Raw genomic sequence first — 26,620 nt, 5'->3', positions numbered from 1 at the left:
CATGCACAAGCGGCAGTGCAGCGCGTCGCACGGCGATAATGGCGCTCCTTCCACACCGGTGCCGCGCGTGCGGCGATGCAGCATGCCCCCGAACCCGATCACCGCGCTCGAAGCCGCATTCACCGCACATGCCGGGGCCTGGCCGGAGGAAGCCGCCGAGGCAGGGCTGTTCATCGAACTGCTGAGAGACGGCATGCACGCGTTCCTGCGCGAGCGGCTCGAGGGGCATTTCACCGCGTCGGCGCTGCTGGTCAGCGCGGACGGGCGACGCACGCTGCTGACCCACCACCGCAAGCTCGACCGCTGGCTGCAGCCGGGCGGGCACGCCGACGGCGATACCGACCTGGCGCGGGTGGCGCTGACCGAGGCGAGCGAGGAAAGCGGCCTCGCGGGACTGCGCGTGGAGGGCGGCATCTTCGACCTCGACCGCCACTGGATCCCCGAGCGCAAGGGCGTGCCGGGCCACTGGCACCACGACGTGCGCTACGTCGTCCGCGCCGGTGACGACGAGCGCTACGTGGTCGGCGAGGAATCCAACGACCTCGCCTGGATCGACGTGGAGACGATCGCCGCTGACGAAACGATGGACCCCTCGCTGCGCCGCATGGCCCACAAGTGGCTCACGCGGACACGCCCCCTGCAGGAGCAGCTATAGCTGCGACCGCGCCGCCAACAGCCAAAAGATTCGCCACGGATGACGCGGATTCACGCGGATCTACACGGATAGGGCAAAGGCTTTCCAGCGGCGAAAGCCTCCCTGTAGGAGCAGCTACAGCTGCGACAGTGGGTTGGCACCATGTGTAGCAGCTGTAGCTGCTCCTACACAAGTCAAGAAAAGAGCTTTTGCTCTATCCGTGTAGATCCGCGTGAATCCGCGTCATCCGTGGCAAGAAAGCTCCTGCCGCGATCCCGCCCCTCAGTGCAGCACGCGCGTGCGCAGCGTGCCCGCGATCTCCGCCAGACGCGCGCGCAGCGCCTGGGCCTGCTCCGGCGTGGCGGCGACGTCGATCACCACGTAGCCGATGTCGGCATCCGTGCGCAGGTACTGCCCGTCGATGTTGAGCCCGGCCTGCGAGAACACCTCGTTCACCTGCGACAGCACGCCGGGCACGTTGCGGTGGATGTGCAGGATGCGCTGGCTGCCCTCGTGGCCCGGCAGGGTCACCTCGGGGAAGTTGACCGCCGACAGCGTGCTGCCGTTGTCGCTGTAGCGCACCAGCTTCGACGCCACCTCGGTGCCGATGTTGTCCTGCGCCTCCAGCGTGCTGCCGCCGACGTGCGGGGTCAGGATCACGTTGTCGAAGCGGGTGAGCGGCGATGCGAAGGCATCGTCGTTGCCCTTGGGTTCGACCGGGAACACGTCGATCGCGGCGCCACCGACGTGGCCGCTGTCCAGCGCCGCGGCCAGCGCATCGATGTCGACCACCGTGCCGCGCGAGGCGTTGACCAGGTGGGCGCCGGGCTTCATCGCCGCGAGCTCCGCCGCGCCGAACATCATCCGCGTGGCCGGAGTTTCGGGCACGTGCAGCGTCACCGCGTCCGCACGCGCCAGCAGATCGTCGAGGCCGGCGGCGGCGCGCGCGTTGCCCAGCGAGAGCTTGGCCTCGATGTCGTGGAACAGCACGCGCATGCCCAGCCCTTCGGCCAGCAGGCCGACCTGGGTACCGATGTGGCCGTAGCCGACGATGCCCAGGGTCTTGCCGCGCACCTCGCGGCTGCCCGTCGCGGACTTCAGCCAGCCGCCGCGCAGGCAGGCCGCGTGGCGCGCGGGCACGCCGCGCATCAGCATGATGATCTCGGCGATCACCAGCTCGGCCACGCTGCGGGTGTTGGAGTAGGGCGCGTTGAACACCGGCACGCCGGCGCGCGCCGCGGCTTCGAGGTCGACCTGGTTGGTGCCGATGCAGAAGCACCCCACCGCCATCAGCCGCCGCGCTTCGGCGAGCACGTCGGCGCTGAGCCGGGTGCGCGAGCGGATGCCGACGATGTGCGCACCGGCGATGCGTTCGCGCAGCGCGTCGCCGGACAGGGAGCCGGCGTGGGTCTCGATGCTGGAGTAGCCGGCGCTGCGGAAGACCTCCACCGCACTCGGGCTGACGCCCTCGAGCAACAGCACGTGGATGTCCTTGCGCGGATAGGAGGTCTTCATCGTCGGCGGCCTGTCGGGATGCCCGCAGTGTGCCAGCGGCGACGGGATGTTGCACTGCGGCGATGGACGCTGGCAGGCTGGACGCCCGGCACTGGCAGGCACCGACATGCCCGATCCCCGACTCGATTCCCTGCGCGCCGCGGTGCCCGGGCTGCGCCTGGCCACGACGCCGGCGGAGCTGGAGCACTACGGCCGCGACTGGACCCGGCGCTGGACGCCGGCGCCGCTTGCAGTGGCGCTGCCGGCCGACATCGGCGAGGTCCAGGGCGTGCTGCGCTGGGCCAGCGCCGGGGGCGTGGCGGTGGTGCCCTCGGGCGGACGCACCGGCCTGTCCGGCGGCGCCGTGGCCGCGAACGGCGAACTGGTGCTGAGCCTGGAACGCATGCGCCGCGTGCTGGACTTCGATCCGGTCGACCGCACGCTGACCGTGGAAGCCGGCGCTCCGCTCGAGGCGGTGCAGGAAGCGGCGCGCGGGCACGGCCTGCAGTATCCGGTCGATTTCGCCGCGCGCGGTTCCTGCACCATCGGCGGCAACATCGCCACCAACGCCGGCGGTATCCGCGTGCTGCGCTACGGCAACACCCGCGAGCAGGTGGCCGGGCTGAAGCTGGTGACGGCCACGGGCGAGCTGCTCGATCTCAACCGCGGCCTGGTCAAGAACTCCAGCGGCTACGACCTGCGGCACCTGGCGATCGCGTCGGAAGGAACGCTGGGCGTGGTGGTGGAGGCGACGCTGAAGCTGGCGCCGCCGCCGCCGCCGGTGGCGACCCTGCTGCTGGCGCTGCCCTCGTTCGAGGTGCTGATGCAGGTGTTCCAGGCGTTGCGCGAGCGGCTGGCGCTGGAGGCCTTCGAATTCTTCACCGACGTCGCGCTGCGCCACGTGCTCGCGCACGGCGCGCAGGCGCCGTTCGACAGGGCCTATCCGTATTACGTCGTGCTCGATGCCGCGGCCGAAGGGCCGGACGACGCGCGGCTGCTCGACGCCTTCGGCCACTGCGCCGGGGAGGGCTGGGTCGAGGACGGCGTGGTCGCGCAGTCGCAAGCGCAGGCCGCGCAGCTGTGGCGCCTGCGCGAAGGCATCACCGAAGCGCTGGCCCCACACCTGCCGTACAAGAACGACGTCGCGGTGCGCGTCTCGGCGATGCCGGCCTTCCTGGCCGAAGCGCAGGCGCTGCTGGCGGCGGAATACCCCGGGTTCGAGGTGGCCTGGTTCGGACACATCGGCGACGGCAACCTGCACATCAACGTGCTGAAGCCGGCGGCGCTGGGGCAGGAGACCTTCGTCGAGCGCTGCGGCGCGGTGACCGCGCACCTTGCCGGCCTGGTCGAGCGCCACGGCGGCACCATTTCCGCCGAGCATGGCATCGGCCTGGTCAAGAAGCCCTACCTCGGCTGTACGCGGAGCAACGCCGAGATCGCCGTCATGCGCGCACTGCGCGCGGCGCTGGATCCGGCGGGTATCCTGAACCCCGGAAAGCTGTTCGATCCCCCCTCCCGGTAGACCTGACCATGATCCGTATCGCCCTCGGCTGCGCGCTCGCGCTGGCCTTCGCCGCCCCCGTCCATGCCTCCAGCTTCGCCGGCACCAGCGCCGGCGCGGGCTCGGCGTCCAGCGGGGCCAGTTCCGGCTCGACGTCCGGCAACGACAAGGTGGTGCTGCAGGCGCGCGAGGACGCCGCCGGCTTCGTCGCCAGCGACGGCCGCATCCGCGGCGCGCGGCTCGAGGCCGCGCTGCGCCAGCTGCGCGAGGGCTCGGCCGAAGCCCGCGAGGCCAGCGACCTGGAGCTGGCGCGGGCGATCCTGGCGCGCTGACGCCGCGCGTGTTCCCGCGACGGACGGCGGGATGCCCCGGGTGATCGTGCCGGACAGGCGCCCGTCGTGAAGCGGACGGTGCCTGCCGCCGCCAGCGCGTCCGCGCGGCTGGCCGGGCTGGCGGCGATGGCGCTGCTGCTGGCGTTCGCCGCCGCGCCGGCTGCCCGTGCGGAACTCCGCGTCGAGCCCGGGGAGGGATCCGCGCCGGGGGACCGGTTCACGCGCGCGCTCGTCGACGAGGTGCTCGGCAGGCTGCCACCGAGTTGGCGGCAGCAGGAGCGGACGCTGTGGCTGGACTGGCGCGACGATCTCCCCGACGGCGTGCACGGCCGCATCCGCGGACGCCGCATCGGACTGTCGCGGGCGCTGCTGCCGGCGGAACCGGCAGCGGAACCGGCGGCGGAGGCGGTTCCCGAGGCGGCCGTCGCCGCCCTGGTGCACGAACTCGCCCACGCCTGGGACCGCGAGCACGGCCTGTCGCGCGATCCGCGGCTGCTCGACCTGGCAGGCTGGCAGGTGCGGCCGCTGCTGCCGGGGCGCTCGCGCGGCAATCCCTTCGGCGCGCGCAGCCCGGACCGCTACGAGCTGGCGTCGCCGGCAGAATTCGTCGCGGTGAACCTCGAGCATTTCCTGCTCGATCCGGCCTACGCCTGCCGCCGGCCGGCGCTGCACGCCTTCTTCGCGGAGCATTTCGGCGGGGCGCCCGCGCGCGCGGCCTGTGCCGATGCGCTGCCCTGGGTCGACGCCGGCGCGCTGTCGGACGGGGACGCGGCGCCGCTGCTGGAGCTCGATCCGGCGCGAGTGTACGCCGTCGACTACCTGCTGGCCGGCGACGGCGAGGCGCTGATGAGCCGCTGGGGCCACAGCATGCTGCGCCTGGTGGTCTGCGCGCCCGGGCGCGCCCCGGGGCCGGACTGCCGCCTCGACCTCGAGCATCATCGGGTGCTGTCGTTCCGTGCCTTCGTCGACGACCTGCAGCTGTCGAGCTGGCGGGGCCTGACCGGCGGCTATCCCTCGCGCCTGTTCGTACTGCCGCTGCAGCAGGTCGTCGACGAGTACACCCGGGTGGAGATGCGGCCCCTGGACTCCATCCCGCTGGCGCTGTCGCGGGCGGACGTCCAGGCGCTGCTGCAGCGCGCCGCGCGCGTGCACTGGAGCTACGACGGCCGCTACCGCTTCGTCGGCAACAACTGCGCGGTCGAGACCTGGAAGCTGCTGCACGACGGCGTGCCGCGCGCGGCCTCGGCGCGGCTCGACAGCATCACCCCGAAGGGCCTGCTGCGGCGCCTGCGCCGCGCCGGACTGGTGGACGACGCGCAGGTGCCGGCGGATCCGTCCGAAGCGCTGCGCCTGGGGTATCGCTTCGAGCCCTGGAGCGCGCACTACCAGGCCCTGTACGACACCGCGCGCGCGGCCATCGGCTCGGGACCGGCGGACGTGGAGTCCTGGCTGCGCATGCCGCCTTCGGCGCGCGCGCCGGCGCTGGAGCGGGTGGACATGCGCGCGACCGCCGCCCTGCTGCTGCTCGAGGAAGCCGCGCTGCGTCGCGAAGAGCAGCAGGCCCGCGACGTCCTCAAGCGCGCGCTGTTCCGGCAGGAGCTTTGGGGCGTGCCGGCTGCCGACGTGGCCGATGCGGGGACGGCGGAGATGGGAGAGCCGGGGCTTGCGGACCTGCTGGCCGGCGCGCTGCGCGAGGGCGGTGTCTTTGCGAGCCCTGCGGAGCTGCTGTCACTCCCCGGTTATGGGCTGCCGCAGGCCGCGGAGCGTGAACAGGCCCGTGCCCGCGCCGGGGAGCGCGCCGCGCGCCTGCACGCGCTCGACGGGCGCCTGCAGGCGGCGGCGCGCGAATGGCTGCCGCCTGCACGACGGCTCGCGCTGGAGCAGGCCGAGGCGAACATCGCCGCGCTCGGCCGCCGCCTGCGCGAACTCCACGACGCCGCGGGCGGCCTCGCGCTGCCCATCACCCCCGAAGACCCCGGTCCCGCCCTGTAGGAGCAGCGACAGCTGCGACGCGTTTGCGCGAAGCAGCGCTACAGCCGCGATTGCATCGCCTCGGACGGCAACACTCCGCCAGGGCGCTCGCGGCCATGGCCGCTCCTGCAGATGGATGTCCCCGCGGCTAGTCCGCGCGGCCGGAAAACTCGCCGCTGGTCGTGTTCACCAGCACGCGTTCGCCGTTGACGATGTACTCGGGCACCTGGATCTCGATGCCGGTCGACAGGCGCGCGGGCTTCGGACGCTTGGTCGCGGTGCCGCCCTTGAGCTCCGGCGGGGTCTCGACCACTTCCAGCGCCACCGTCTGCGGCAGCTGCACGGCCACCGGCAGCTCGTCGATGACCTGCACGTAGCAGCCGGTGAGGCCGTCGGTGATGTAGCCGGCGGACTCGCCGACGACGTCGGCGTCGAGGGTGTAGGGCGTGTAGTCCTCGTCGTCCATGAACACGAAGGCCTCGCCGTCGCGGTAGGAATAGCTGGCCTGGCGGCGCAGCAGCTCGACTTCCTTCAGCTCGTCGTCGCCGTCGAACGAGGCGTCGGTCTTGTTGCCGCCGGGCACGCTGTACATGGTGAAGCGGAAGCGCACGTTGCCGCCGCGGCCCTGCGGCGAGCTGCGCTCGATGTCGCGCACCTGGTAGACGGTGCCGTTGTGTTCGACCACGTTGCCTTTCTTGACGTCGTAAGCCTTCATTGCCGTTCCTTACTTCGGGGCCAGGCGCACCGCGCCGTCGAGGCGGATGGTCTCGCCGTTGATGTAGCGGTTGCCGGCGATATACGCCACCAGGTCCGCGAATTCCTCCGGCCGGCCGAGGCGCGACGGGAAGGGGATCGAGGCCGACAGCGACTGCTGCACCTCGTGCGGCATGCCGTCGACCATCGGCGTCCAGAAGATGCCGGGCGCGATGGTGTTGACGCGGATGCCGAAGCGGGCGAGCTCGCGCGCCATCGGCAGGGTCATGCCGACCACGCCGCCCTTCGAGGCGGAATAGGCCGCCTGGCCGATCTGGCCTTCGTAGGCCGCGACCGAGGCGGTGTTGACGATCACGCCGCGCTCGCCGTCATCGCCGGCCTCGTTGTGCTGCATCAGTTCGGCGCCGGCCTTGGCGACGTTGAAGCTGCCGACCAGGTTGACCATCACCGTGGACTGGAATCGGCCCAGCGGCATCGCCCCGTCGCGGCCGAGCACGCGGCCGGCGCCGAGGATGCCGGCGCAGTTCACGACCATGTTCAGGCCGCCGAGGAACGCCTTCGAGTCGGCCATGTTCGCGGCCACGGCGGCCTCGTCGGTGACGTCGGTGGCGAAGTAGCGCGCGTTGGCTTCGCCCAGCGCCGCGACGGCCTCGGCGCCCTTGTCGGCGTTGACGTCGAACAGCGCGACCCTGCCGCCGTCGGCGACGATGCGGGTGGCGACGGCGAGGCCGAGGCCGGAGACGCCGCCGGTGACGACGGCGCGGATGGAATCAGCTTGCATGGCGGTCCCTTGGACGGGGGAAACGCCGGATTTTACAGGGGGCCACCGCGCGCGTGCAGGCGGTCGGCGAACTCCGACGGCGGCAGGCCGGGTGCGAACAGGAAGCCCTGGCCGACCGGGACCCCGAGCTCGAGCAGGAAGCGGCGCTGGGCCTCGTTTTCGATGCCCTCGGCCACCAGCGCCAGCCGCAGGCTGCGCGCGATGCCGGCCACCGCCTCGCAGACCGCGACGTCGGACTGGTTGTCCGGGACCCCGGACACGAACATCGGACTGAGCTTGAGGCCGTGGATCGGCAGCCGGCGCAGGTAGTTCAGCGCGCTGTAGCCTTCGCCGAAGTCGTCGATGGCCAGGCTCACGCCGAGCGCGCGCAGCGCGGCGAAGTTGCCCAGGGTCTCCGGGGCGTCCTCGATCAGCACGCGTTCGGTGAACTCCAGCTCCAGGGCCCCGCCGGGCAGGTCGTACTCGCGCAGCAGGTCGCGCACCGACGCCATCAGGTCGCTGCCCAGCAGCTGCCGGTACGACACGTTCACCGCCACGCGCACGATGCCCAGGCCGTCGTCGCGCCAGGCCGCGACCTGCCGGCAGGCCTCGCGCAGGACCCAGTCGCCGATGCGCACGATGTCGCCGGTGCCCTCGGCCTGGGCAATGAAGTGGTCCGGACGCATTTCGCCCAGGCGTTCGCTGCGCCAGCGGATCAGGGCCTCGGCGCCGACCACCCGTCCGCTGCCGAGGTCGACCTGCGGCTGGTAGACCAGATGGAACTCCTGGTTGTCGGCGGCGTGGCGCAGCTGGGTCTCGAACTGCAGGCGGTCGCGCTGCGACTGCGCCAGCGCCGGCGTGTAGGCCAGGCGTCCGTTGCGGGTGCGGCGCTTGCTCTCGTACATCGCCGCGTCGGCGTGCTGGATGAGCGTCTGGGCGTCCACGCCGTCCTCGGGCGAGCGCGCCAGCCCGATGCTGGCGGTGACCACGAACTCGTCGCTGCCGAAGCCGAAGCCGACCGCGAACGCGTCGAGGATCGCGTCGGCCAGCCGCTCGGGGCGCGCCGGTTCCTCGCCGCAGCCGCACACGACCAGGAACTCGTCGCCGCCGAAGCGCGCGATGTGGCCGTCATCGCCCACCGCGCGGCGCAGTCGCTCGGCGGCCGCGGCGAGCAGGTCGTCGCCGGCGGCGTGGCCGAGCACGTCGTTGACCAGCTTGAAGCGGTCGAGGTCGATGTACAGCACCGCGACCGGCTGCGCGCTCGCCAGTATCCCGTCGATCCCGGAGAGCATGGCGTCGCGGTTGAGCAGCCCGGTGAGCGGATCGCTGCGCGCCAGCACGCGCAGCGTGTGCTCGCCGTGCTTGCTGACGGTGATGTCCTGCAGGGTCCCGGTGACCAGCGCGGAGCCCGCCTCGCCGCGGCCGTTCTCGCCGATCACGCGCACCCAGAACTCCTGGCCGTCGGCGTGCTGGCCCTGCAGGTCGAGGTCGAAGCCGCTGCCTTCGCCCGCGTCCGCGAGCGCCTGGCGCAGGCGCGCGGCGTCGGGCGCCTGCAGGCAGGCCAGCATGGCGTCCATCGAGGCGGGGGCGCGTGCGCGGTCCAGGATGCGGGCCGCCTCGCGGGTGAGGTAGAGCTGGCCGCCGGCGCGGTCCCATTCCCAGCCGCCGATGCTGGCCAGCGCCTGGACGCGATCGAACAGCGCGCTGTCGCGCTTGAGCCCGGTGACGTCGGAGAACATCGACAGCACCTGGTCGGGGCGGTCGCCGCCGGCGGAGTAGTGGGGGATCGATGTGACCGACAGCCACAGCAGCCGGCGCTGCTCGCGGTGGAAGAGGCCGAGCACCGTGCTGCGCACCACGCGGCCCTCGCGCAGCGCGCGCATCGAGGGATATTCGTCCAGGGGGAGTTCGCTGCCGTCGGCGCGCAGCGCCATCCACTGCGGGGGCAGGTTGCCGTTGTGCGCCGCCGGCGTGCCTTCGCCGATGCGCAGCATTCGCAGCGCCGCGGAGTTCGCGTGCAGCAGGCTGCCGTCGGCGGACTGGATCACGATGCCCTTGTCGATCTGCTCCAGCAGGTCGTGGTAGCGCACCTCGGCTTCGCGGCGGCGGCTGAGGTCGCGCGCCACCGCCACCACGCAGCGCCGTCCGTCGTAGTCGAAGCCGGCCGAGTGCACTTCGACCGGGAACCGCGTGCCGTCGGCGCGCATGTTGCTGACTTCGATCACGTAGGTCTCGCCGCGGCCGAGCGCTTCCAGCACCGGCGCCATGTGCTCCTCGGGAAGGTCCGGGTTGAGCACGTGGATCGGCTGGCCGACGATCTCGTGCCGCGGCCGCCGGTAGGCCGCCATCCCGGCCCGGTTGAGGTCGAGCACGGTGCCGTCGGCGGCGATCACGCTGACCGGGTCGGGCACCGCGTGGAACAGCGCGTGGTAGCGGGTCTGTGCGTCCCTGGCATCGGCGCTGGCCGCGCGCAGCGCGTCGGCGGCCTTCTGCAGCAGGTCGCGGGTGTGCGCCGGCAGCGTGGGGTCGCGCGCCGCCGCCTCCAGTTCCGCCGGCACCGCGCCGCTGCCGTCACCCGGCGCCTGCGACATCGGATCCGGCGGCGGCCCGTTCACGCGCTGGCCCTGGCCCGCGTGACCCGGCTGCCGGTGGCGCGCCCGAGGATGCCTGACAGCCACGCCCCGGTGTCGACCAGGGCATCGAGGTCGACGCCGGTCGCGACGCCGAGCCCGTGCAGCATGTAGACCAGGTCCTCGGTGGCGAGGTTGCCGCTGGCGCCGCGCGCATAGGGACAGCCGCCGGTGCCGGAGACGGCGGCGTCGACCACCGCCACCCCCTCCTCGAGGCAGGCCAGCACGTTGGCCAGCGCCTGGCCGTAGGTGTCGTGGAAATGGATCGCCAGCGCGGGCATCGGCACCTCGGATGCCACCGCGCGCAGCATGTCGCGCGCCTTCGCCGGCGTGCCAACGCCGATGGTGTCGCCCAGCGACACTTCGTAGCAGCCCATGGCGTGCAGCGCGCGCGCCACGCGCGCCACGTCGGCCAGCGGCACCTCGCCCTGGTAGGGGCAGCCGAGCACGGTCGAGACGTAGCCGCGCACCTGCACGCCGTCGGCGCGGGCGCGTTCGAGCACCGGCGCGAAACGCTCCAGCGACTCGTCGATGCCGGCGTTGGTGTTGCGGCGGTTGAAGGCCTCCGAGGCCGCGGTGAACACCGCCACCTCGTCGGCGCCCACCGCGCGGGCGCGCTCGTAGCCCTGCAGGTTCGGCACCAGCACCGGATAGGCCACGCCGGGGCGTCGCGTGATGCCGGCGAACACCTCGGCGGCGTCGGCCAGCTGCGGCACCCACTTCGGGCTGACGAAGCTGGTGGCCTCCACCGTGCGCAACCCGGTGGCGGAGAGCCGGTCGACCAGCTCGATCTTGGCCGCGGTCGGGACCATCGCGGACTCGTTCTGGAGTCCGTCGCGCGGGCCGACCTCGACGATGCGTACCGCGGACGGAAGCGCCACCTCAGTCCTCCAGCGTGACCAGCACGGCGTCAGCGTCGACGAAGTCGCCTTCGCGGGCGCGCACCTCGCCGACCACGCCGTCGCGCGGCGCCTTCAGCGCGAGCTCCATCTTCATTGCTTCCATCACCAGCAGTTCCTGCCCTTCCCTGACGCTGTCACCGGCCTGGACCCGCGTGACCACGATACGCCCCGGCATCGGCGCCGCAACCCGGTTGCCGCCGCCGGCGCCTTCGCTGTGCTCGGGTTCGTAGGCCCCGACGCGCTCGAAGCGCCAGTGGCGGCGGCCATCGTGCAGGCGCACGGCGCCGGCCCCGGTGTCCAGCGCGAAGCGGAGTCCCCGGCCGTTGAAACGCGCATGCAGGGCGCCGGAGGCCAGCATCGCGCCTTCGACCACCAGGGGCCGCGCATCGCCGAAGTCGATGCGGTAGTCGCCGCCGGTGCCGTGGGCGACCGCGACGTGGCGGCGGTCGCCTTCGCCCAGGACCACCCGGCGCTGCCCGGCATGTCCCAGGCGCCAGCCGTCGGTGACGGCCCAGGGCGAGCCGGGGTCGCCGCTGCCGGCGGCGGCGCAGCGCGCCTCGGCCTCGGTGGCCAGCAGCATCGCGACCACCGCGGCGGCGCGCGCGTCGTCGCCACCCGCGGCCTGGTCACCGTCATCGCCGATGAACTCGTCCAGGTGGCGGTCGAGATAGCCGGTGTCGATGCGGCCCTCGACCACGGCCGGGTGCCGCGCCAGGCGCTCGAGGAAGGCGATGTTGGACTTCGGTCCCTCGATGACGCAGGCCGCCAGCGCCGCGCGCAGCCGCGCCAGCGCGCCGGCACGGTCGTCGGCGTGGACGATCAGCTTGGCGATCATCGGGTCGTAGAAGATCGTGACCACGTCGCCCTCGACCACGCCGGAATCGATGCGCACGCCCTCGACGTCGGCCGGCAGGCGCAGCCGCTGCAGCCGGCCGGAGCCGGGCAGGAAGCCGGCATCCGGATCCTCCGCGTACAGGCGCACCTCGATCGCATGGCCGCGCTGCGGGATCGCGTCCTGCGCCAGCGGCAGCGGCTCGCCGGCGGCCACGCGCAGCTGCCATTCCACCAGGTCCAGCCCGGTCACCATCTCGGTCACCGGATGCTCGACCTGAAGGCGGGTGTTGATCTCCATGAAGAAGAATTCGCCGGACGGCGCAACGATGAACTCCACGGTGCCCGCGTTCTGGTAGCCGATCGCGCGTGCCGCCAGCACCGCCGCCTCGCCCATGCGCGCGCGCAGCTCCGGCGTCAGGAACGGCGAGGGCGCTTCCTCCAGCACCTTCTGGTAGCGCCGCTGCGCCGAGCACTCGCGCTCGTTGAGATGGAGGGTGTTGCCCTGCGCGTCGGCGAACACCTGGATCTCGATGTGCCGCGGCGATTCGATGTAGCGCTCCAGCAGCACCCGGTCGCGGCCGAAGGCGTTGCGCGCCTCGCGCTGGCAGCTTTCCAGCGCCGGCAGGAACTCGTCGGCCGCGCGCACGATGCGCATGCCCTTGCCGCCGCCGCCGAACGCGGCCTTGATCATCAGCGGGTAGCCGATGCGGTCGGCCTGGCGCTGCAGCAGCTCCGGCGCCTGGTCCTCGCCGGTATAGCCCGGCACCACCGGCACCCCGGCCGCGGCCATCAGCTCCTTGGCCCCGGCCTTGCTGCCCATGCGCCGCATCGACTCCGCCTTCGGCCCGATGAACACCATGCCAGCGGCCTCGACCGCATCGGCGAAGTCAGGGTTCTCGCTCAGGAAACCGTAGCCGGGATGGATGCCCCGCGCGCCGCTGGCCAGCGCCGCCTCGATGATGGCCTCGCCGCGCAGGTAGCTGTCCTGCGGCCGCGGCCCGCCGATCGGATACGCCTCGTCGGCCAGGCGCACGTGCTGCGCATCGGCATCGGCCTCCGAGTACACCGCCACGGTGGCGATGCCCATGCGGCGGGCGGTGCGGATGACGCGGCAGGCGATTTCGCCGCGGTTGGCGATCAGGATCTTCGGGAGCATTTTTTTGGCCACGGATGACGCGGATGGACGCGGATTTACACGGATAAAGCAGGGGAGTCTAAGAGAAAACGCGGCGTCTGAAGTCTGGACGGGGACCGAAGTTGAAGAGCAATCCCAGGCGGATGCCTGTGGCCTTCAGGTAGTTGAGCAGCTGTGCCTCATGGGCGACGGCAATCTGCGAGCCTGCCTTGATCTCGATGAGCAGGCGTCCTTCCACCAGCATGTCGGCGCGGAACTGGCCCACCACCTGTCCATGGAAACGGACCTCGATGGGGACCTGGCGTTCCACCTGGAGCCCGCATTCGCCGAGCCGCACGGCCAGCGCGTTCTCGTAAACGCTTTCCAGGAACCCGTATTCAAGTTCGTTGTAGGTATCGAAGAACGCTCCGATCACCCGATCGCTCAGGTCCCGAAGCACGAGTGAACCAGTTGCCGCATCCATGCATGGCTCTCCATCCAGTCCTGCCTTTGCTTTATCCGTGCAAATCCGCGTCCATCCGCGTCATCCGTGGCAAGTGCTGTTTGTTTTACTCCATCCACGAAGCCGGGCGCTTGTCGAGGAAGGCGCCCAGGCCTTCCTGGCCTTCGGGGGAGACGCGCAGGGCGGCGATGAGGGCGGCGTTGTCCTGGTCGAGGCGGTCGCGGTCGGTGGCGGCGGCGGTTTCGCGGACCAGTCGCTTGGCGTCGGACGCGGCGAAGGGTGCGGCCTTCAGCAGCAGGGCGAGCTGGCGGTCCACCGCGGCGTCGAGTCCGTCGGCCGGCACCACCTGGTGCAGCAGGCCGATGCGCAGCGCCTCGGCGGCGTCGAAGATTTCCGCAGTGGCGAAGTAGCGGCGGGCGTTGCGGGCGCCAATGGCGCTGATGACGTAGGGCGAGATCACCGCCGGCAGCAGGCCCAGGCGGCTCTCGGTGAGGCCGAACTTCGCCTCCTGCGCCGCGATCGCGATGTCGCAGCAGGCCACCAGTCCGACGCCGCCGCCGAAGGCCGCGCCCTGCACGCGGGCGATGGTCGGCTTTGGCAGCTCGTCCAGGGTGCGCATCAGCCGCGCCAGGCGCAGCGAGTCCTCGCGGTTGGTGTCCTCGCTGGCGGCGGCCATGCCGCGCATCCAGTTGAGGTCGGCGCCGGCCGAGAACGAGGCGCCGGCGCCCTCCAGCACCACCGCGCGCACGCCCGGGTCGCGGCCCAGCGCCTGCAGGGCGTCGGTCAGCCCCGCGATCAGGGCGTCGTCGAAGGCGTTGTGCAGGGCGGGGCGGTCCAGGCGCAAGCGCGCGACCGCGCCCTCGCGGGCCACCGTGAGGTTTGCCGACATGGGAAGGCCTCGAAAATGGGGAGGCGGAATGATAGCCGTCGGCCCGTACGGCCCTATAATGAGAACCATTCCCAAATGGATGCGCCCGTGAGGCTTTCCGAACTTCCCCGCCGCGTCCGCGGCGTGGTCGAGCGCGTCGAGGCGCGCTCGGAGAACGACCCCATCGCCCGCCGGCTGCGCGAACTCGGCTTCGTCGCCGGGGAGGACGTGCAGGTGACCGCCGCCGGTCCCTTCGGCGCCGAGCCGCTGCTGGTGCAGGTCGGCTACACCCGCTTCGCGCTGCGGCGCGAGGAGGCCGCGCGCGTCCTGCTGGCGTCGCCCGGCGAGGCGGCGAACGCCGCGCCCGCCGCTGGCGCCGCGGACCGCCCGGCCGGAGGTGCCGCCGCATGAGCGGGACCACCGCTCCGCTCGTGCGCCTGGCCCTGGTCGGCAACCCCAACTGCGGCAAGACCGCACTGTTCAACCAGCTGACCGGCAGCCGTCAGAAGGTGGCGAACTACGCCGGCGTCACGGTCGAGCGCAAGGAGGGCCGGCTGCTGGCGCCCTCGGGCCGCAGCTATGCCGTGCTCGACCTGCCGGGCGCCTACAGCCTGGTGCCCTCGAGCCTGGACGAGGCGATCACCCGCGATCTCTGCCGCGGCTTCTATCCCGGCGAGCCGGCGCCGGACGTCATCGTCTGCGTGGTCGATGCCACCAACCTGCGCCTCCACCTGCGCTTCGCGCTGGAAGTGCGCGAGCTCGGCGTGCCGATGGTGCTGGCGTTGAACATGGTCGACGTCGCGGAGCGCCGCGGCATCCGCGTCGACCGCGCGATCCTGGAGGCCGAGCTGGGCGTGCCGGTGGTGGAGACGGTGGCGGTGCGCCATGACGGCGCGGCGGCGCTGGTCGAAGGCATCGAGGCCATGGCCGCGGCGCCGCGGCCGCCGGCCAGGCGCCTCGATGGCGACGACGTGCTCCACGCCGAAACCCGCCGCCTGCTCGCGCTCGCGGTGACCATGCCCACGCGCACCGCGCGCGTCGACGACGCGCTCGACCGCTGGCTGCTGCACCCGGTGTTCGGGCTGCTGACGCTGGCGGGGGTGATGTTCCTGATCTTCCAGGCGGTCTACGCCTGGGCGACGCCGGTGATGGACCTGATCGAGGCCGGCACGGCCTGGCTGGGCGAAACGGTGGGCTCGGCGATGCCCGACGGTCCGCTGCGGAGCCTCGTCGTCGACGGCATCATCGCCGGCCTCGGCGGGGTGGTGGTGTTCCTGCCGCAGATCCTGGTGCTGTTCGCCTTCATCCTCGCGCTGGAGGAGTCGGGCTACCTGCCGAGGGCGGCCTTCCTGCTGGATCGCATGATGGCGGCAGCGGGACTGTCGGGGCGCTCCTTCATCCCGCTGCTGTCGAGCTTCGCCTGCGCGGTGCCCGGCATCATGTCCACGCGCTCGATCCAGGACCCGCGCGACCGACTCGCCACGATCATGGTCGCGCCGCTGATGACCTGTTCGGCGCGGCTGCCGGTGTACGCGCTGCTGATCGGCGCCTTCATCCCCGCGCGCACCGTGGCCGGCGGCTTCAACCTGCAGGGCCTGGTGCTGTTCGGGCTTTACATGGCCGGCATCGCCAGCGCGCTGGCGGTGTCGTGGGCGATGAAGCGCTGGCGCCGCGACCGCAGCGAGCACCCGCTGCTGCTGGAGCTGCCGTCCTACCGCGTGCCGCACCCGCGCGACCTCGCGATCGGGCTGTACGAGCGCGGCATGATCTTCCTCCGCCGCGTGGGCGGCATCATCTTCGCGCTCACCGTGCTGCTGTGGGTGCTGCTGAGCTTCCCGGCGGCGCCGGCGGACGCGGTGGGGCCGGCGATCGACTACAGCTTCGCCGGCCGCATCGGCCACGCGCTGGCGGCGGTGTTCGCCCCGGTCGGCTTCAACTGGCAGATCTGCATCGCGCTGATCCCGGGGCTCGCGGCGCGCGAGGTGGCGGTGTCGTCGCTGGCGACCGTCTATGCGCTGTCGGCCGTGGACGACGAGGCGGCGAGCCAGGCGCTGCTGCCGATCATCAGCGACGGCTGGTCGCTGGCGACGGGGCTGTCGCTGCTGGTCTGGTTCATCTACGCGCCGCAGTGCATCGCCACCTGGGCGGCGATCCGGCGCGAGACCGGCTCGTGGAGGCTGATGGCGGCCAATGCGCTGGGGCTGTTCGGCCTGGCCTATCTGGCGTCGCTGGTCACCTACCAGGTCGCGAAGGCGCTGGGGGCGGGCTGATGGGGCTTGCGCTGCAGTACGCGGTGATCGCGGCGGTGGTCGCGCTCAGCGCGTGGATGGTGCTGCGGCGGCAGTTCCCGGGCGCCGCGCGGCGTCTGCGCGTGGCGCTGGCGGTACCGCTGGTGCGCGACGGCCGCCCGGCGTGGATGCGCGCGCTGGGGCTCAGGATCGCGCCGCCCGTGGCGGGCGGCGGCAGGGGCTGCGGCGGCTGCAACGGCTGCGACTGAGCGCCGCCGCACTACCGGACAACCGGACAACATGCATGTAGGAGCAGCTATAGCTGCGACCGGAGGGACGGGTCGCAGCTATAGCTGCTCCTACAGGAAACATGCGTGCGGGTCGCAGCGATAGCTGCTCCTGCAGGGCATGGGCGCGCCAGGGCTAGTGGCGTGAGCGGGAGTTCGGGCGCTTCGGCATGCGGCGCATGTCGCTGGTGGGGGTGAGCTCCACGGCGAGGGTGAACGTACGCGCATCGCCCGGATGGATCGCGCCGACGCCCACCACCTGGTGGGAGACCTCTTGGCCGTCGTCGTCGCGGATGGTCAGCACCACCGAGTATTCCCAGGCGCCGCCTTCGGCTGGATGCCGGATCTCGCCCTCGACCTGCAGTGCACGGGTGGTCTCGACCGCCTGCGCCTTGTCGTCGAAGCGCAGGTAGTGGCGGCACGACGGGCAGACCGTCGCGCTTTCCAGGATGGTGGTCTTGCAGTGGGGGCCGGCGCGCGGGGCGCCGGCCTGGCCCGGGCGCTGGCTCACTGGACGACGTCGAGGCCGGCCTTGTCCTTGCTGTCCTTCTGCGCCTTGTCGTCCTTGCCCTTGGCGGCAGCGGCGTCATCCCAGCCGCACTCGACGTGGCCACGGATGCGCGAGCCGGCGGCGACGGTCAGGGTGCCGGCCTTGACGTCGCCGACCAGCACCGCGGAGGGCTGCAGGTCGACGCGCTCGGCGGATTCGATGTTGCCTTCCAGCTCGCCGGCCACGGTCACGCGCTTGGCGCGCACGCCGCCGTTGAGGCGGGCGCCGCCATCGATGGTCAGGTCGCCCTCGACGTTGACGTCGCCCTTGAACTTGCCGGCGATGCGGACGTGCCCGCTGCCGGAAATCTTGCCTTCGATGGTGAGGTCGGACGCGATCACGGATTCACGGGCCTGCGGGGCCGCGGGCGCCGCCTGGCGCTGGGTGGCCGGGAACGGGGCTTCGGCGGGTTCGAACGAGGCGACCGCCGGGCCCTGGTCGCGCGCGGGGGCGGCGGAGTCCTTGAAGGGCAGGTCTTTCTTGGCGGAGCCTTGCGGGAAGATGGACATGGGGCGGTATTCCTCGGAGCGGGCGGGGGATCGGGGGAGGCCGACGATAGCACGCGCGCGTCTTCACATGACTGTGACGCGGCTCACCAAATTCGAAGTCTGACAATGACTTACGGATGAATCCCGCGGCTCCCCTACATCCGGAAAACGCCGAAGCGTGCCGGCTCGATGGGCGCGTTCAGCGAGGCGGAGATGCCCAGGCCCAGCACCCGCCGGGTGTCGGCGGGATCGATGATGCCGTCGTCCCAGAGGCGGGCGGTCGAATACCACGGGCTGCCCTGGTGTTCGTACTGCTCGCGGATCGGGGCCTTGAAGGCTTCTTCCTCGCCGGCGCTCCAGTCGCCGCCGCGGGCCTCGATGCCGTCGCGCTTCACCGTCGCCAGCACGCTCGCCGCCTGCTCGCCGCCCATCACGCTGATGCGCGCGTTCGGCCACATCCACAGGAAGCGGGCGCCATAGGCGCGGCCGCACATCGCGTAGTTGCCGGCGCCGAAACTGCCGCCGATGACCACGGTGAACTTCGGCACGCTCGAGCAGGCCACGGCGGTGACCATCTTCGCCCCGTCCTTGGCGATGCCGCCGTTCTCGTACTTCCGACCCACCATGAAGCCGGTGATGTTCTGCAGAAAAACCAGCGGGATGCCGCGCTGGTTGCACAGCTCGATGAAGTGCGCGCCCTTGAGCGCGCTCTCGCCGAACAGGATGCCGTTGTTGGCGACGATACCGACCGGGTAGCCGTGCAGGTGCGCGAAGCCGGTCACGAGCGTCTTGCCGTAGCGCGCCTTGAACTCCTGGAAGTCGCTGCCGTCGACGATGCGCGCGATCACCTCGCGGATGTCGAAGGGGCGCCGCGTGTCCTTCGGCACGATGCCGTATAGCTCTTCCGCCGCGAAAAGCGGTTCGACCACCGGGCGCGTGGCCACCGGCAGCACCTTGCGGCGGTTGAAGCCGCCGACGATGTCGCGCGCGATCTGCAGCGCATGCCGGTCGTCCTCGGCGAAATGGTCGGCGACGCCGGAGACCGCGGTGTGCACATCGGCACCGCCCAGTGATTCGGCATCCACGACTTCGCCGGTCGCGGCCTTCACCAGCGGCGGGCCGCCGAGGAAGATCGTGCCCTGTTCCTTGACGATCACCGACTCGTCGCACATCGCCGGCACGTAGGCGCCGCCGGCGGTGCAGCTGCCCATCACCACCGCGACCTGCGGGATGTTCTCGGCCGACATCCGCGCCTGGTTGTAGAAGATGCGGCCGAAGTGCTCGCGGTCGGGGAACACCTCGTCCTGCAGCGGCAGGAAGGCGCCGCCGGAGTCGACGAGGTACACGCAGGGCAGGTTGTTCTCGCGCGCCACGTCCTGCGCGCGCAGGTGCTTCTTCACCGTCATCGGGAAGTAGGTGCCGCCCTTGACCGTGGCGTCGTTGGCCACGACCACCACCTCGATGCCCATCACCCGGCCGATGCCGCAGACCATGCCGGCCGCGGGCGCGGCGCCGTCGTACATCTCCTCGGCCGCCAGCGGCGCGATCTCGAGGAAGGGCGAACCGGGGTCGAGCAGGGCGGCGATGCGCTCGCGCGCCAGCAGCTTGCCGCGCGCGACGTGCTTTTCGCGGGCCTTGTCGCCGCCGCCGTCCGCGGCCCGCGCCAGCCGCGCGTCGAGCTCGTCCACCAGCGCGCGGTGGAAGGCGACGTTGTCCTGGAACTCCTGCGAGCGTGGATCGAGGCTGGACTTCAGTGCGGGCATGCGTGGACCGGAGCGGCTTCAGGGCCGCCCAGCATACCCGCAGTGCGATCAGTCGCCGCCGTCCCTGTCGTCGTCGTTGTAGCCGGCTTCGACCGCGTCGCTCGCGACCGGCGCGCGTTCGTACTGGTTGGAGTTGTCGTCGCGGGTCGCGCCCTCGGCGCCGGCCACTTCGGCGGCGGCGGAGTCGGTGGCGTCCTGCCCGGTGGCGTCGATGGCGACGGTCTCGGCTTCGGCGGCGTGGCGGCCGCCTGCGACGGCGGGGCCGCTGGCGCCGGCCGTGGTCGTGCCGGCCGTGGCGGGTGTTGGAGCGCCCGTGGCGATGCCGGTGGCGTCGGCCGGGTCGTCGCCGCCGGTGGCGTCGGCGGGCACCGTGGCGCGGTCATCGCCATCATCGCCGTCGGCGACGGGCTCGTGGTTCGTGCATGCGGCCAGGGCGATGCCCAGTGGCAGCAGGAGCAGCAGCGAGCGGATGTCCATGGATCGGTCCTCCCGATGGCGCGATGGTGGCGCGTGGAACCGACGGCCCGCCGTGGCGGACCGTCGGGGTGTCGCATGGATCAGTTGCGGACGTCTTCAGCAGCCGCGTCGGCGGCGTCGGAGGCGTTCTCGAGCGCGTTGGAGGTCGCCTCGCGGGTGGCGGCTTCGGCCTCGGCGGCGGCGGCGCGGGCTTCCTCGCTGGCGTTCTCGGCGGCGGCCTCGACGTTGGCGGCGGCTTCGGCGGCAGCGGCCTCGGCTTCGGCGGCGGCGTCGCGGGTCGCGGCGGCGGCGGCATCGGCACCGGCTTCGACGGCGTCACCGGTGGCAATGGCGGCGTCCTGGGCGGAATCGCCGGCACGCTCCAGCGCGGCATCGGCCTCGGCGGCGTGCTGCTCGCTGGTGGCGTCGTTCTGGCAGGCGGCCAGCGCGAAGACGCAGGCGGTGGCGAGCAGGGCGGTCTTGATCTTCATGGTGTCGATCCTCTCTGTGGGTGGAACCGCGTCGCGGCCCGGTTGGCAGTAGATACGGAAAAGCCGCTGGAGATCCAGCGGCTTTCCGGTTTTACATCCGATGGTGCCGAGCAGTGATTACTGCTCGACGGCCTCGTCGGCAGCCTCTTCGGCGGCGTCGGCAGCGTCCTCGGCAGCGTCGGCGGCGTCCTGCGCCACGTCGGCGGCAGCGGCTTCGGCCGAGCCTTCGACGGCGGCAGCGGCGTCGGCCGCAGCGTCGGCGGCGGCGTCGGCAGCGGCTTCGGCGCTGTCGGCGGCCGAGTCGGCGGCGGTGGTGCCGGCCAGCGCGGCGTCGGCGGCGGCCTGGTCAGCGGCCTCGGCGGCGTCGGCGGCGGCGTTGTTGGCCTGTTCCTGGTTCGAGCAGGCGGCCAGGCCCAGGCCCAGCGCCAGCGCGATCAGCAGCTTGTTCATGCTCATTGTTGCTTTTCCTCGTCGTGGAATTTGGAGAACGCACGGAAGTGCGCCGCATATCATGAGGGCAAGCCCCGGACGGCTGTCAAGCGCCAGTTTGAACCGGCGCCGTCAAGGCCGCGTCAACCGTTCAGGCCAGTTCGATCGCGATCGCGGTCGCTTCGCCGCCGCCGATGCACAGCGAAGCCACGCCGCGCTTTCCACCGCGCGCCTGGAGCGCGTGCAGCAGGGTCACCACCAGGCGTGCGCCGCTGGCGCCGATCGGATGGCCGAGCGCGACCGCGCCGCCGTTGACGTTGAGCCTGTCGTGCGGGATGCCGAGGTCCTTCATCGGCGCCATCGCCACCACCGCGAAGGCCTCGTTGACCTCGAACAGGTCAACGTCGTCCACGGCCCATCCGGCCTTTTCCAGCACGTTCGCCATCGCCTTCACCGGCGCCGTGGTGAACCACTCCGGCGCCTGCGCATGGGTGGCGTGGGCGACGATGCGCGCGAGCGGCTTCACGCCCCGCGCCTGCGCCTCGTCGGCCGACATCACCACCGCCGCGGCGGCGCCGTCGGAGATCTTCGACGAGGACGCGGCGGTCAGCACGCCGTCCTTGCCGAAGGCCGCGCGCAGCGTCGGGATGCGGTCGAGGGCGATCCTGCCGGGCTCCTCGTCGGTGTCGACCACGGTCTCGCCCTTGCGGCCCTTCACGGTCACCGGGACGATCTCGTCCCTGAACGCGCCGTCGGCGATCGCGGCCTGCGCGCGGCGCGCGCTCTCGGCCGAGAACGCGTCGACCTCCTCGCGGCCCATGGCGTACTGCGCGCAGGTGGCGTCGCCGAACACGCCCATGGCCTTGCCGTCGTAGGGATTGGTCAGGCCGTCGAAGGCCATGTGGTCGAGGAACTCCGCGCTGCCGTAGCGGATGCCGGTGCGCGAGCCGTTGAGCAGGTGCGGCGCATTGGTCATCGACTCCATGCCGCCGGCCACCACCACCTTCGCCGAGCCGGCCTTGATGATGTCGTGCGCCAGCATGATCGCTTTCATGCCCGAGCCGCAGACCTTGTTGATGGTCGTGGCGCCCGCGGCGTCGGGGATCCCGGCCGCGCGCGACGCCTGCCGCGCCGGGGCCTGGCCGAGGCCGGCCGGCAGCACGCAGCCCATGACCACTTCGTCGACCTGGTCGGCGGCCACGCCACCGTGGGCCAGCGCGCCTCCGATCGCCGCGGCGCCGAGGGTCGGGGTGGGCACGCCGGTGAACTGGCCGAGCATGGAACCGATGGCGGTGCGCTTGGCACCGACGATGACGACGTCGGTCATGGTGGAGCTCCGATGGATATGTCCGGCCATTATCGCACTGCAGCATGGGTCCGCCATCGGCCGTTCGTCCGGGACACAGTGCCCGGTTGCGGGCCTCCCCACTTGGCCCGCCGCGCGTTTTCCCGTAATCAGTCCACTGCTTGCCAACCGCTCGGGGAGAGACGGACATGTCCACGACCACACACCGCCGCAGGATGCCGCTGTCCCTGCCGTTCGCCGCGCTCGCCACGGCCATCCTCGCCGCCTGCGGAGGCGGCGGTGGAGGCGGGGGCAACCTCCGGCCCGACCCGCCGCCGCTGGCGCCCCCCCCGGCCCCGCCGCCGCCGGTGGTCGGCACGCCCGATCCCGCCTACAGCGGCCACATCGCGCAGACCAACACCGCCGCCGCGCACGCCGCCGGCCTGACCGGCGCCGGCTATCGGATCGGCATCGTCGACAGCGGCGTGAACCGCGACCACCCCGCCTTCGGCGACCGCGTGGTCGACAACCTCACCTACATCAGCGGCAACGGCAACAACCTGTCGGTCGACGACGTCGTCGGCCACGGCACCGCCGTGGCGCAGGCCGCGGCCGGCCAGCCTTTCGGCAACTGGCCCGGCGGCATCGCGCCGGGCGCCGGGATCGTCTCGGCGCGCATCATCAACGACGAACCGCCCGAGGACGACGGCTCGGGCGAGGGCAACGAGGTCGACGGCCCGCTGGGACTGGCCGGCATCCACGACGACCTGATCGCGCGCGACGTCCGCATCATGAACAATTCCTGGGGTGGCCTGTACTGGACCAACCCCAACGCCACCTCGGGCATCGCATCGGAGTACCGGCGCTTCATCCTCGACAACGACGGCCTGGTGGTGTTCGCCAACGGCAACTCCGGCTTCGACGATCCCTCCGACATGGCGGCGCTGCCCAGCCAGTCCGGCCCCAACGGCAGCCTGCCGGCAGCGGAGCTGGAGCGCGGGTGGATCGCGGTGTCGGCGCTGGACCGCGACGACCCGACCCAACTGGCCGACTACTCCAACGCCTGCGGCATCGCCATGGACTACTGCATCGTGGCGCCCGGGTCGGTGGTGGTGACCGGCACCGACGATCCGCCGGACGCCCCCGACTACTGGCGCTGGACCGGCACCTCGCTGGCCGCCCCGCTGGTCTCCGGCGCCGCGGCCCTGGTGTGGGAAGCCTTCCCGTACTTCGACAACGACGCCGTGCGCCAGACCCTGCTCGGCACCGCCACCGACCTCGGCGCACCCGGCGTCGACGCGGTGTTCGGCCATGGCGCGCTGGACGTCGGCAGCGCGGTGCTCGGCCCGTCGCGCCTGGACTGGGGCGACCTCGACGTCGGCTTCAACGGCGGCACCTCGACCTGGGGCAACGACCTCTCCGGCGATGGCCGCGTGGTCAAGCGCGGCACCGGCACCCTGGTGCTCGAGGGCGATGCCGGCAACGCCGGCGGCCTCCGCGTGATCGGCGGCCGCCTGGACGTGGACGGCGACGTGGCCGGCGACGTGCGCGTGGATGCGGGCGCACGGTTCGGCTTCGGCACGGCCGTCGAGGGCGACGTCGACAATGCCGGCCGCGTGGACGTGCGCGGCACCGCCGACGGCGCGACCCAGACCGCCACCCTCCTCGGCGGCGACTACCTGCACCGCGACGGTGCCACGCTCGCCTTCGAGCTCGGCCAGCGCCTGGACGTGGACGGCCGCGTCGACATCCAGGGCGGCGACCTGCACGTGGCCGGCGTCAAGCCGGGCTACACCGCGGAGCGCCGCCAGGACCTGGTCACCGCCGGCGGCGGCCTGACCGGCAGGTTCGACGACCTCACCTGGGGCAGCGGCCTGTTCCTGCAGGGCACGCTGCGCTATGGCGACGACATCCTGTGGCTCGACATCGTGCGCCTGGACGTGAGCGCGACGGTCGCGTTGATGGGCGGCTTCACGCCGGCGGCGCTGGCGTCGGCCGAACGCGTCGAGCGCGCCTTCCAGGTGCTCGACCGCCACCAGCCCGAGGACGGCACCGCGGTGGCCAGCGGCTTCATCCGGGTGGCCGGCGCGCTGCAGCAGGTCGACAGCCAGGCGCGCGCCGCGCAGGCGCTCTCGAGCCTGTCCGGCGAGCTCCACGCTGCCTCGGTGGCGATGACGCTCGACACCATCGACATGGGCCGGCGCGCGCTGTCGTCGCGCTTCGATGCCTTCGACGGCGGCACCCATGGCGCCGGCGTGTGGAAGCGCAGCCTGGGCGGCGGCGGCGAGGGCGGGTTCGTCGGCAACGGGTTCTCCGTCGACGGCTGGATGATCGGCAGCGACGCCGCGCTCGGCCAGGGTCGCGTGGCCGGCTTCGCCTTCGGCGAGTCCCGCGCGCACGGGCGCGTGGCCGGCCTGGGCGACCGGTCGCATGACCGCCAGACCTCCGGCACGGCCTATGCCGGCTGGGTGCAGGGCGACGCCTGGCTGCTCGGCCAGGTGGGCAGCGGCCGCTTCGAGCGCGACATCGAGCGCCGCCTGTTCGCCGGCGACGCCGTGTCCGGCGTGGCCAGCCGCTATGCCGGCGACTACGCCACCGCCAGCGTCGAGGCCGGTTACCGTTTCCGGGCCGCCGGCTTCGCCGTGGCGCCGTACCTGGGCGCCGAGCACGTGCGCCTGGACAGCGACGGCTTCAGCGAAGGCGGGGCCGACGGCTTCGGCCTGCGCGCCGACGCCTGGGAGGCCGAACGCACCCAGGCCCTGGCCGGCGTGCGCGTCCAGCGCGAGTGGAAGGGCCTGAGCCTGCAGGCCCACGGCGAATGGCAGCAGACGCTGTCGGCCAGCGGCTTCGACCTGCAGGCCGGCTTCGTGGGCGTGGACGCCTGGGCGCCGCTGCCGGGCCACGACGCCACGCGTTCGGGTGGCACGTTCGGCTTCGGCGTGCAGTCGTGGGTGTCGCGCGATGCCGTGGTGGGCTTCGGCTACGACCAGCGCTTCGGTCCGCGCGGCAGCGACCGCCTGGTGTCGCTGCGCTTCGTCCAGGGGTTCTGAACGCCCGCCTGTAGGAGCAGCTACAGCTGCGACCGGGGATCGCGATACACCCGGTCGCAGCTGTAGCTGCTCCTGCAGAAGTCGGCGCCGCGGCGGAAGGAATCCGCCGCGGACGCCTCAGCCGCGGCCTTCGAACAGCTCGCGGCCGATCAGCATGCGGCGGATCTCGTTGGTGCCGGCGCCGATCGCGTACAGCTTGGCGTCGCGAAGGATGCGGCCGGTCGGGTATTCGTTGATGTAGCCGTTGCCGCCCAGCGCCTGGATGCCCTCCAGCGCCACCTGCACCGCGGCTTCCGACGCGTGCAGCAGGCAGCTGGCCGGGTCGATGCGCGAGCGGTGGCCGGCGTCGTAGTCGCGCGCCACCTGGTAGGCGTAGGCGCGGGACGACTGCAGCGCGGTGTACATGTCGGCGATCTTGCCCTGCATCAGGCCGAAGGTGCCGATGGCCGCGTCGAACTGCCTGCGCTCGCGCACGTAGGGCAGGGCGGCGTCCAGCGCGGCCTGCATCAAGCCGATCGGCCCGCCGCTCAGCACCAGGCGCTCGGTGTCCAGGCCCGACATCAGCACCTTGACGCCCTGATTGACCTCGCCCAGCACGTTCTCCGCCGGGATCTCGCAGTCCTCGAACACCAGCTCGCAGGTATTGCTGCCGCGCATGCCGAGCTTGTCCAGCTTCTGCGCGGTGCGGAAGCCCTTCATGCCGCGCTCGACGATGAAGGCGGTCATGCCGCGGCTGCCGGTCTCCTTGCCCGCGGTGCGCATGTACACGATCAGCACGTCGGCCTCGGGGCCGTTGGTGATCCACATCTTGTTGCCGTTGGCGACCCAGGCGCCATCGCGGAGTTCGGCGCGGCAGGCCATCGAGCCGACCACGTCGGAGCCCGCGCCGGGCTCGCTCATCGCCAGCGCGCCCTTCCACTCGCCGCTGCACAGCTTCGGCAGGTACTTCGCGCGCTGGGCGTCGCTGCCGTTGTGGTGCAGGTTGTTGACGCAGAGGTTCGAGTGCGCGCCGTAGCTCAGGCCGATCGAGCCCGAGGCGCGCGAGATCTCCTCCATCGCCACCAGGTGGGCCAGGTAGCCCATTTCGCTGCCGCCGTATTCGCCCGGCACGGTCAGGCCCAGCAGGCCCATTTCGCCCAGCTTCGGCCACAGGTCCTGCGGGAAGGCGTTGTCGCGGTCGACGGCCTCGGCGATCGGTGCGATCTCGGCCTCGGCGAAACGGCGCACGGCGTCGCGCAGCGCGTCGAGTTCTTCACCCAGCGGGAAGGTGCGCATCTCGGGTCACTCCATGGTCCTGGCGCCGGCGCGTCCTGCGCGCGGCGCGGTGTTTCGCAAACAACGACGGGGCGCCAGGCCCCGTCGTCGTGTCACTCGTG

General features: G+C 72.1%; 24 protein-coding genes. 8 read left to right on the top strand and 16 right to left on the bottom strand.

Going from position 1 to position 26,620, the window contains the following annotated elements; genetic code table 11:
- The first annotated feature begins 82 nt into the window (after positions 1–82).
- Positions 83–655 (top strand): NUDIX hydrolase, encoded by a 573-nt coding sequence (locus H9645_RS02800; RefSeq protein WP_191728192.1) that lies wholly within the window; start codon positions 83–85, stop codon positions 653–655.
- Between the two features lie 261 nt (positions 656–916).
- Here the strand turns inward: H9645_RS02800 and serA are convergent, their stop codons facing one another.
- Positions 917–2,149 (bottom strand): phosphoglycerate dehydrogenase, encoded by a 1,233-nt coding sequence (gene serA / locus H9645_RS02795; RefSeq protein WP_191728191.1) that lies wholly within the window; start codon positions 2,147–2,149, stop codon positions 917–919.
- 106 nt (positions 2,150–2,255) lie between these two features.
- Between serA and H9645_RS02790 the strand changes: the two genes are divergently transcribed.
- From H9645_RS02790 to H9645_RS02780, 3 genes are all read left to right on the top strand, one after another.
- Positions 2,256–3,650 carry an FAD-binding oxidoreductase gene (locus H9645_RS02790; protein ID WP_191728190.1) on the top strand — a complete coding sequence of 465 codons (1,395 nt, stop codon included), beginning with the start codon at positions 2,256–2,258 and terminating at the stop codon, positions 3,648–3,650.
- 8 nt (positions 3,651–3,658) lie between these two features.
- Positions 3,659–3,961, top strand: coding sequence for a DUF2388 domain-containing protein (locus tag H9645_RS02785; RefSeq protein ID WP_191728189.1), 303 nt, complete (start codon positions 3,659–3,661; stop codon positions 3,959–3,961).
- A 126-nt stretch (positions 3,962–4,087) separates the two neighbouring features.
- Positions 4,088–5,953, top strand: a complete 1,866-nt coding sequence (locus H9645_RS02780; RefSeq protein ID WP_191728460.1) for a DUF7844 domain-containing protein — start codon at positions 4,088–4,090, stop codon at positions 5,951–5,953.
- A gap of 127 nt (positions 5,954–6,080) precedes the next feature.
- On the opposite strand, the gene yeiP is transcribed toward H9645_RS02780, so the two are convergent.
- From yeiP to H9645_RS02745, 7 genes are all read right to left on the bottom strand, one after another.
- A complete protein-coding gene (yeiP, locus tag H9645_RS02775) occupies positions 6,081–6,647 on the bottom strand; it encodes an elongation factor P-like protein YeiP (protein WP_191728188.1) in 567 nt (188 codons plus the stop codon).
- A gap of 9 nt (positions 6,648–6,656) precedes the next feature.
- On the bottom strand, positions 6,657–7,427 hold the full coding sequence (locus H9645_RS02770) for an SDR family NAD(P)-dependent oxidoreductase (protein ID WP_191728187.1): 771 nt from the start codon (positions 7,425–7,427) through the stop codon (positions 6,657–6,659).
- A gap of 32 nt (positions 7,428–7,459) precedes the next feature.
- Positions 7,460–10,021 carry a sensor domain-containing protein gene (locus H9645_RS02765; RefSeq protein ID WP_318240478.1) on the bottom strand — a complete coding sequence of 854 codons (2,562 nt, stop codon included), beginning with the start codon at positions 10,019–10,021 and terminating at the stop codon, positions 7,460–7,462.
- Complete coding sequence (locus H9645_RS02760; RefSeq protein ID WP_191728186.1) at positions 10,018–10,917, bottom strand: hydroxymethylglutaryl-CoA lyase; 900 nt, start codon at positions 10,915–10,917, stop codon at positions 10,018–10,020. The genes H9645_RS02765 and H9645_RS02760 overlap by 4 nt, the downstream gene beginning before the upstream one ends.
- A 1-nt stretch (position 10,918) precedes the next feature.
- Entirely contained in the window at positions 10,919–12,928 is a 2,010-nt protein-coding gene (locus H9645_RS02755; RefSeq protein WP_191728185.1) for an acetyl/propionyl/methylcrotonyl-CoA carboxylase subunit alpha, read from the bottom strand.
- A 58-nt stretch (positions 12,929–12,986) separates the two neighbouring features.
- A complete protein-coding gene (locus tag H9645_RS02750; RefSeq protein ID WP_191728184.1) occupies positions 12,987–13,370 on the bottom strand; it encodes a GxxExxY protein in 384 nt (127 codons plus the stop codon).
- Positions 13,371–13,455: 85 nt separating this feature from the next.
- A complete protein-coding gene (locus H9645_RS02745) occupies positions 13,456–14,238 on the bottom strand; it encodes an enoyl-CoA hydratase-related protein (protein ID WP_191728183.1) in 783 nt (260 codons plus the stop codon).
- 87 nt (positions 14,239–14,325) lie between these two features.
- Between H9645_RS02745 and H9645_RS02740 the strand changes: the two genes are divergently transcribed.
- From H9645_RS02740 to H9645_RS02730, 3 genes are read left to right on the top strand one after another with little or no spacing between them, the layout of a single operon-like run.
- Positions 14,326–14,628, top strand: coding sequence for a FeoA family protein (locus H9645_RS02740; RefSeq protein ID WP_191728182.1), 303 nt, complete (start codon positions 14,326–14,328; stop codon positions 14,626–14,628).
- Positions 14,625–16,487 carry a ferrous iron transporter B gene (gene feoB / locus H9645_RS02735; RefSeq protein WP_191728181.1) on the top strand — a complete coding sequence of 621 codons (1,863 nt, stop codon included), beginning with the start codon at positions 14,625–14,627 and terminating at the stop codon, positions 16,485–16,487. The genes H9645_RS02740 and feoB overlap by 4 nt, the downstream gene beginning before the upstream one ends.
- A complete protein-coding gene (locus H9645_RS02730; RefSeq protein WP_191728180.1) occupies positions 16,487–16,714 on the top strand; it encodes a DUF6587 family protein in 228 nt (75 codons plus the stop codon). The genes feoB and H9645_RS02730 overlap by 1 nt, the downstream gene beginning before the upstream one ends.
- 154 nt (positions 16,715–16,868) lie before the next feature.
- Here H9645_RS02730 and H9645_RS02725 read toward each other — a convergent pair whose 3' ends face one another.
- From H9645_RS02725 to H9645_RS02695, 7 genes are all read right to left on the bottom strand, one after another.
- Positions 16,869–17,243 (bottom strand): hypothetical protein, encoded by a 375-nt coding sequence (locus H9645_RS02725; protein ID WP_191728179.1) that lies wholly within the window; start codon positions 17,241–17,243, stop codon positions 16,869–16,871.
- Positions 17,240–17,791: a bactofilin family protein gene (locus tag H9645_RS02720; protein WP_191728178.1), complete on the bottom strand. Its 552-nt coding sequence runs from the start codon at positions 17,789–17,791 to the stop codon at positions 17,240–17,242. Before H9645_RS02720 ends, H9645_RS02725 begins: the two co-directional genes overlap by 4 nt.
- A 134-nt stretch (positions 17,792–17,925) precedes the next feature.
- Positions 17,926–19,533: a carboxyl transferase domain-containing protein gene (locus H9645_RS02715; protein ID WP_191728177.1), complete on the bottom strand. Its 1,608-nt coding sequence runs from the start codon at positions 19,531–19,533 to the stop codon at positions 17,926–17,928.
- A 48-nt stretch (positions 19,534–19,581) separates the two neighbouring features.
- Complete coding sequence (locus tag H9645_RS02710) at positions 19,582–20,010, bottom strand: hypothetical protein (protein WP_191728176.1); 429 nt, start codon at positions 20,008–20,010, stop codon at positions 19,582–19,584.
- Between the two features lie 80 nt (positions 20,011–20,090).
- Positions 20,091–20,480 carry a hypothetical protein gene (locus H9645_RS14280; protein WP_191728175.1) on the bottom strand — a complete coding sequence of 130 codons (390 nt, stop codon included), beginning with the start codon at positions 20,478–20,480 and terminating at the stop codon, positions 20,091–20,093.
- Positions 20,481–20,597: 117 nt separating this feature from the next.
- On the bottom strand, positions 20,598–20,936 hold the full coding sequence (locus H9645_RS02700) for a hypothetical protein (protein ID WP_191728174.1): 339 nt from the start codon (positions 20,934–20,936) through the stop codon (positions 20,598–20,600).
- Positions 20,937–21,060: 124 nt separating this feature from the next.
- Complete coding sequence (locus H9645_RS02695) at positions 21,061–22,236, bottom strand: thiolase family protein (protein WP_191728173.1); 1,176 nt, start codon at positions 22,234–22,236, stop codon at positions 21,061–21,063.
- A 167-nt stretch (positions 22,237–22,403) separates the two neighbouring features.
- On the opposite strand from H9645_RS02695, the gene H9645_RS02690 reads away from it, so the two are divergent.
- Positions 22,404–25,244 (top strand): autotransporter serine protease, encoded by a 2,841-nt coding sequence (locus H9645_RS02690; protein ID WP_225217919.1) that lies wholly within the window; start codon positions 22,404–22,406, stop codon positions 25,242–25,244.
- Between the two features lie 117 nt (positions 25,245–25,361).
- Here the strand turns inward: H9645_RS02690 and H9645_RS02685 are convergent, their stop codons facing one another.
- The gene (locus H9645_RS02685; protein ID WP_191728172.1) at positions 25,362–26,519 is read right to left on the bottom strand and encodes an isovaleryl-CoA dehydrogenase; all 1,158 of its coding nucleotides are present in this window, start codon (positions 26,517–26,519) and stop codon (positions 25,362–25,364) included.
- Positions 26,520–26,620 lie beyond the last annotated feature (101 nt).

This window comes from Luteimonas colneyensis (assembly GCF_014836665.1).
In the GTDB taxonomy this organism is placed as follows: Bacteria; Pseudomonadota; Gammaproteobacteria; order Xanthomonadales; family Xanthomonadaceae; genus Luteimonas; species Luteimonas colneyensis.
The sequence above is the reverse complement of the archived record's forward strand: the minus strand, read 5'-3'. Positions and strand labels throughout refer to the sequence as shown.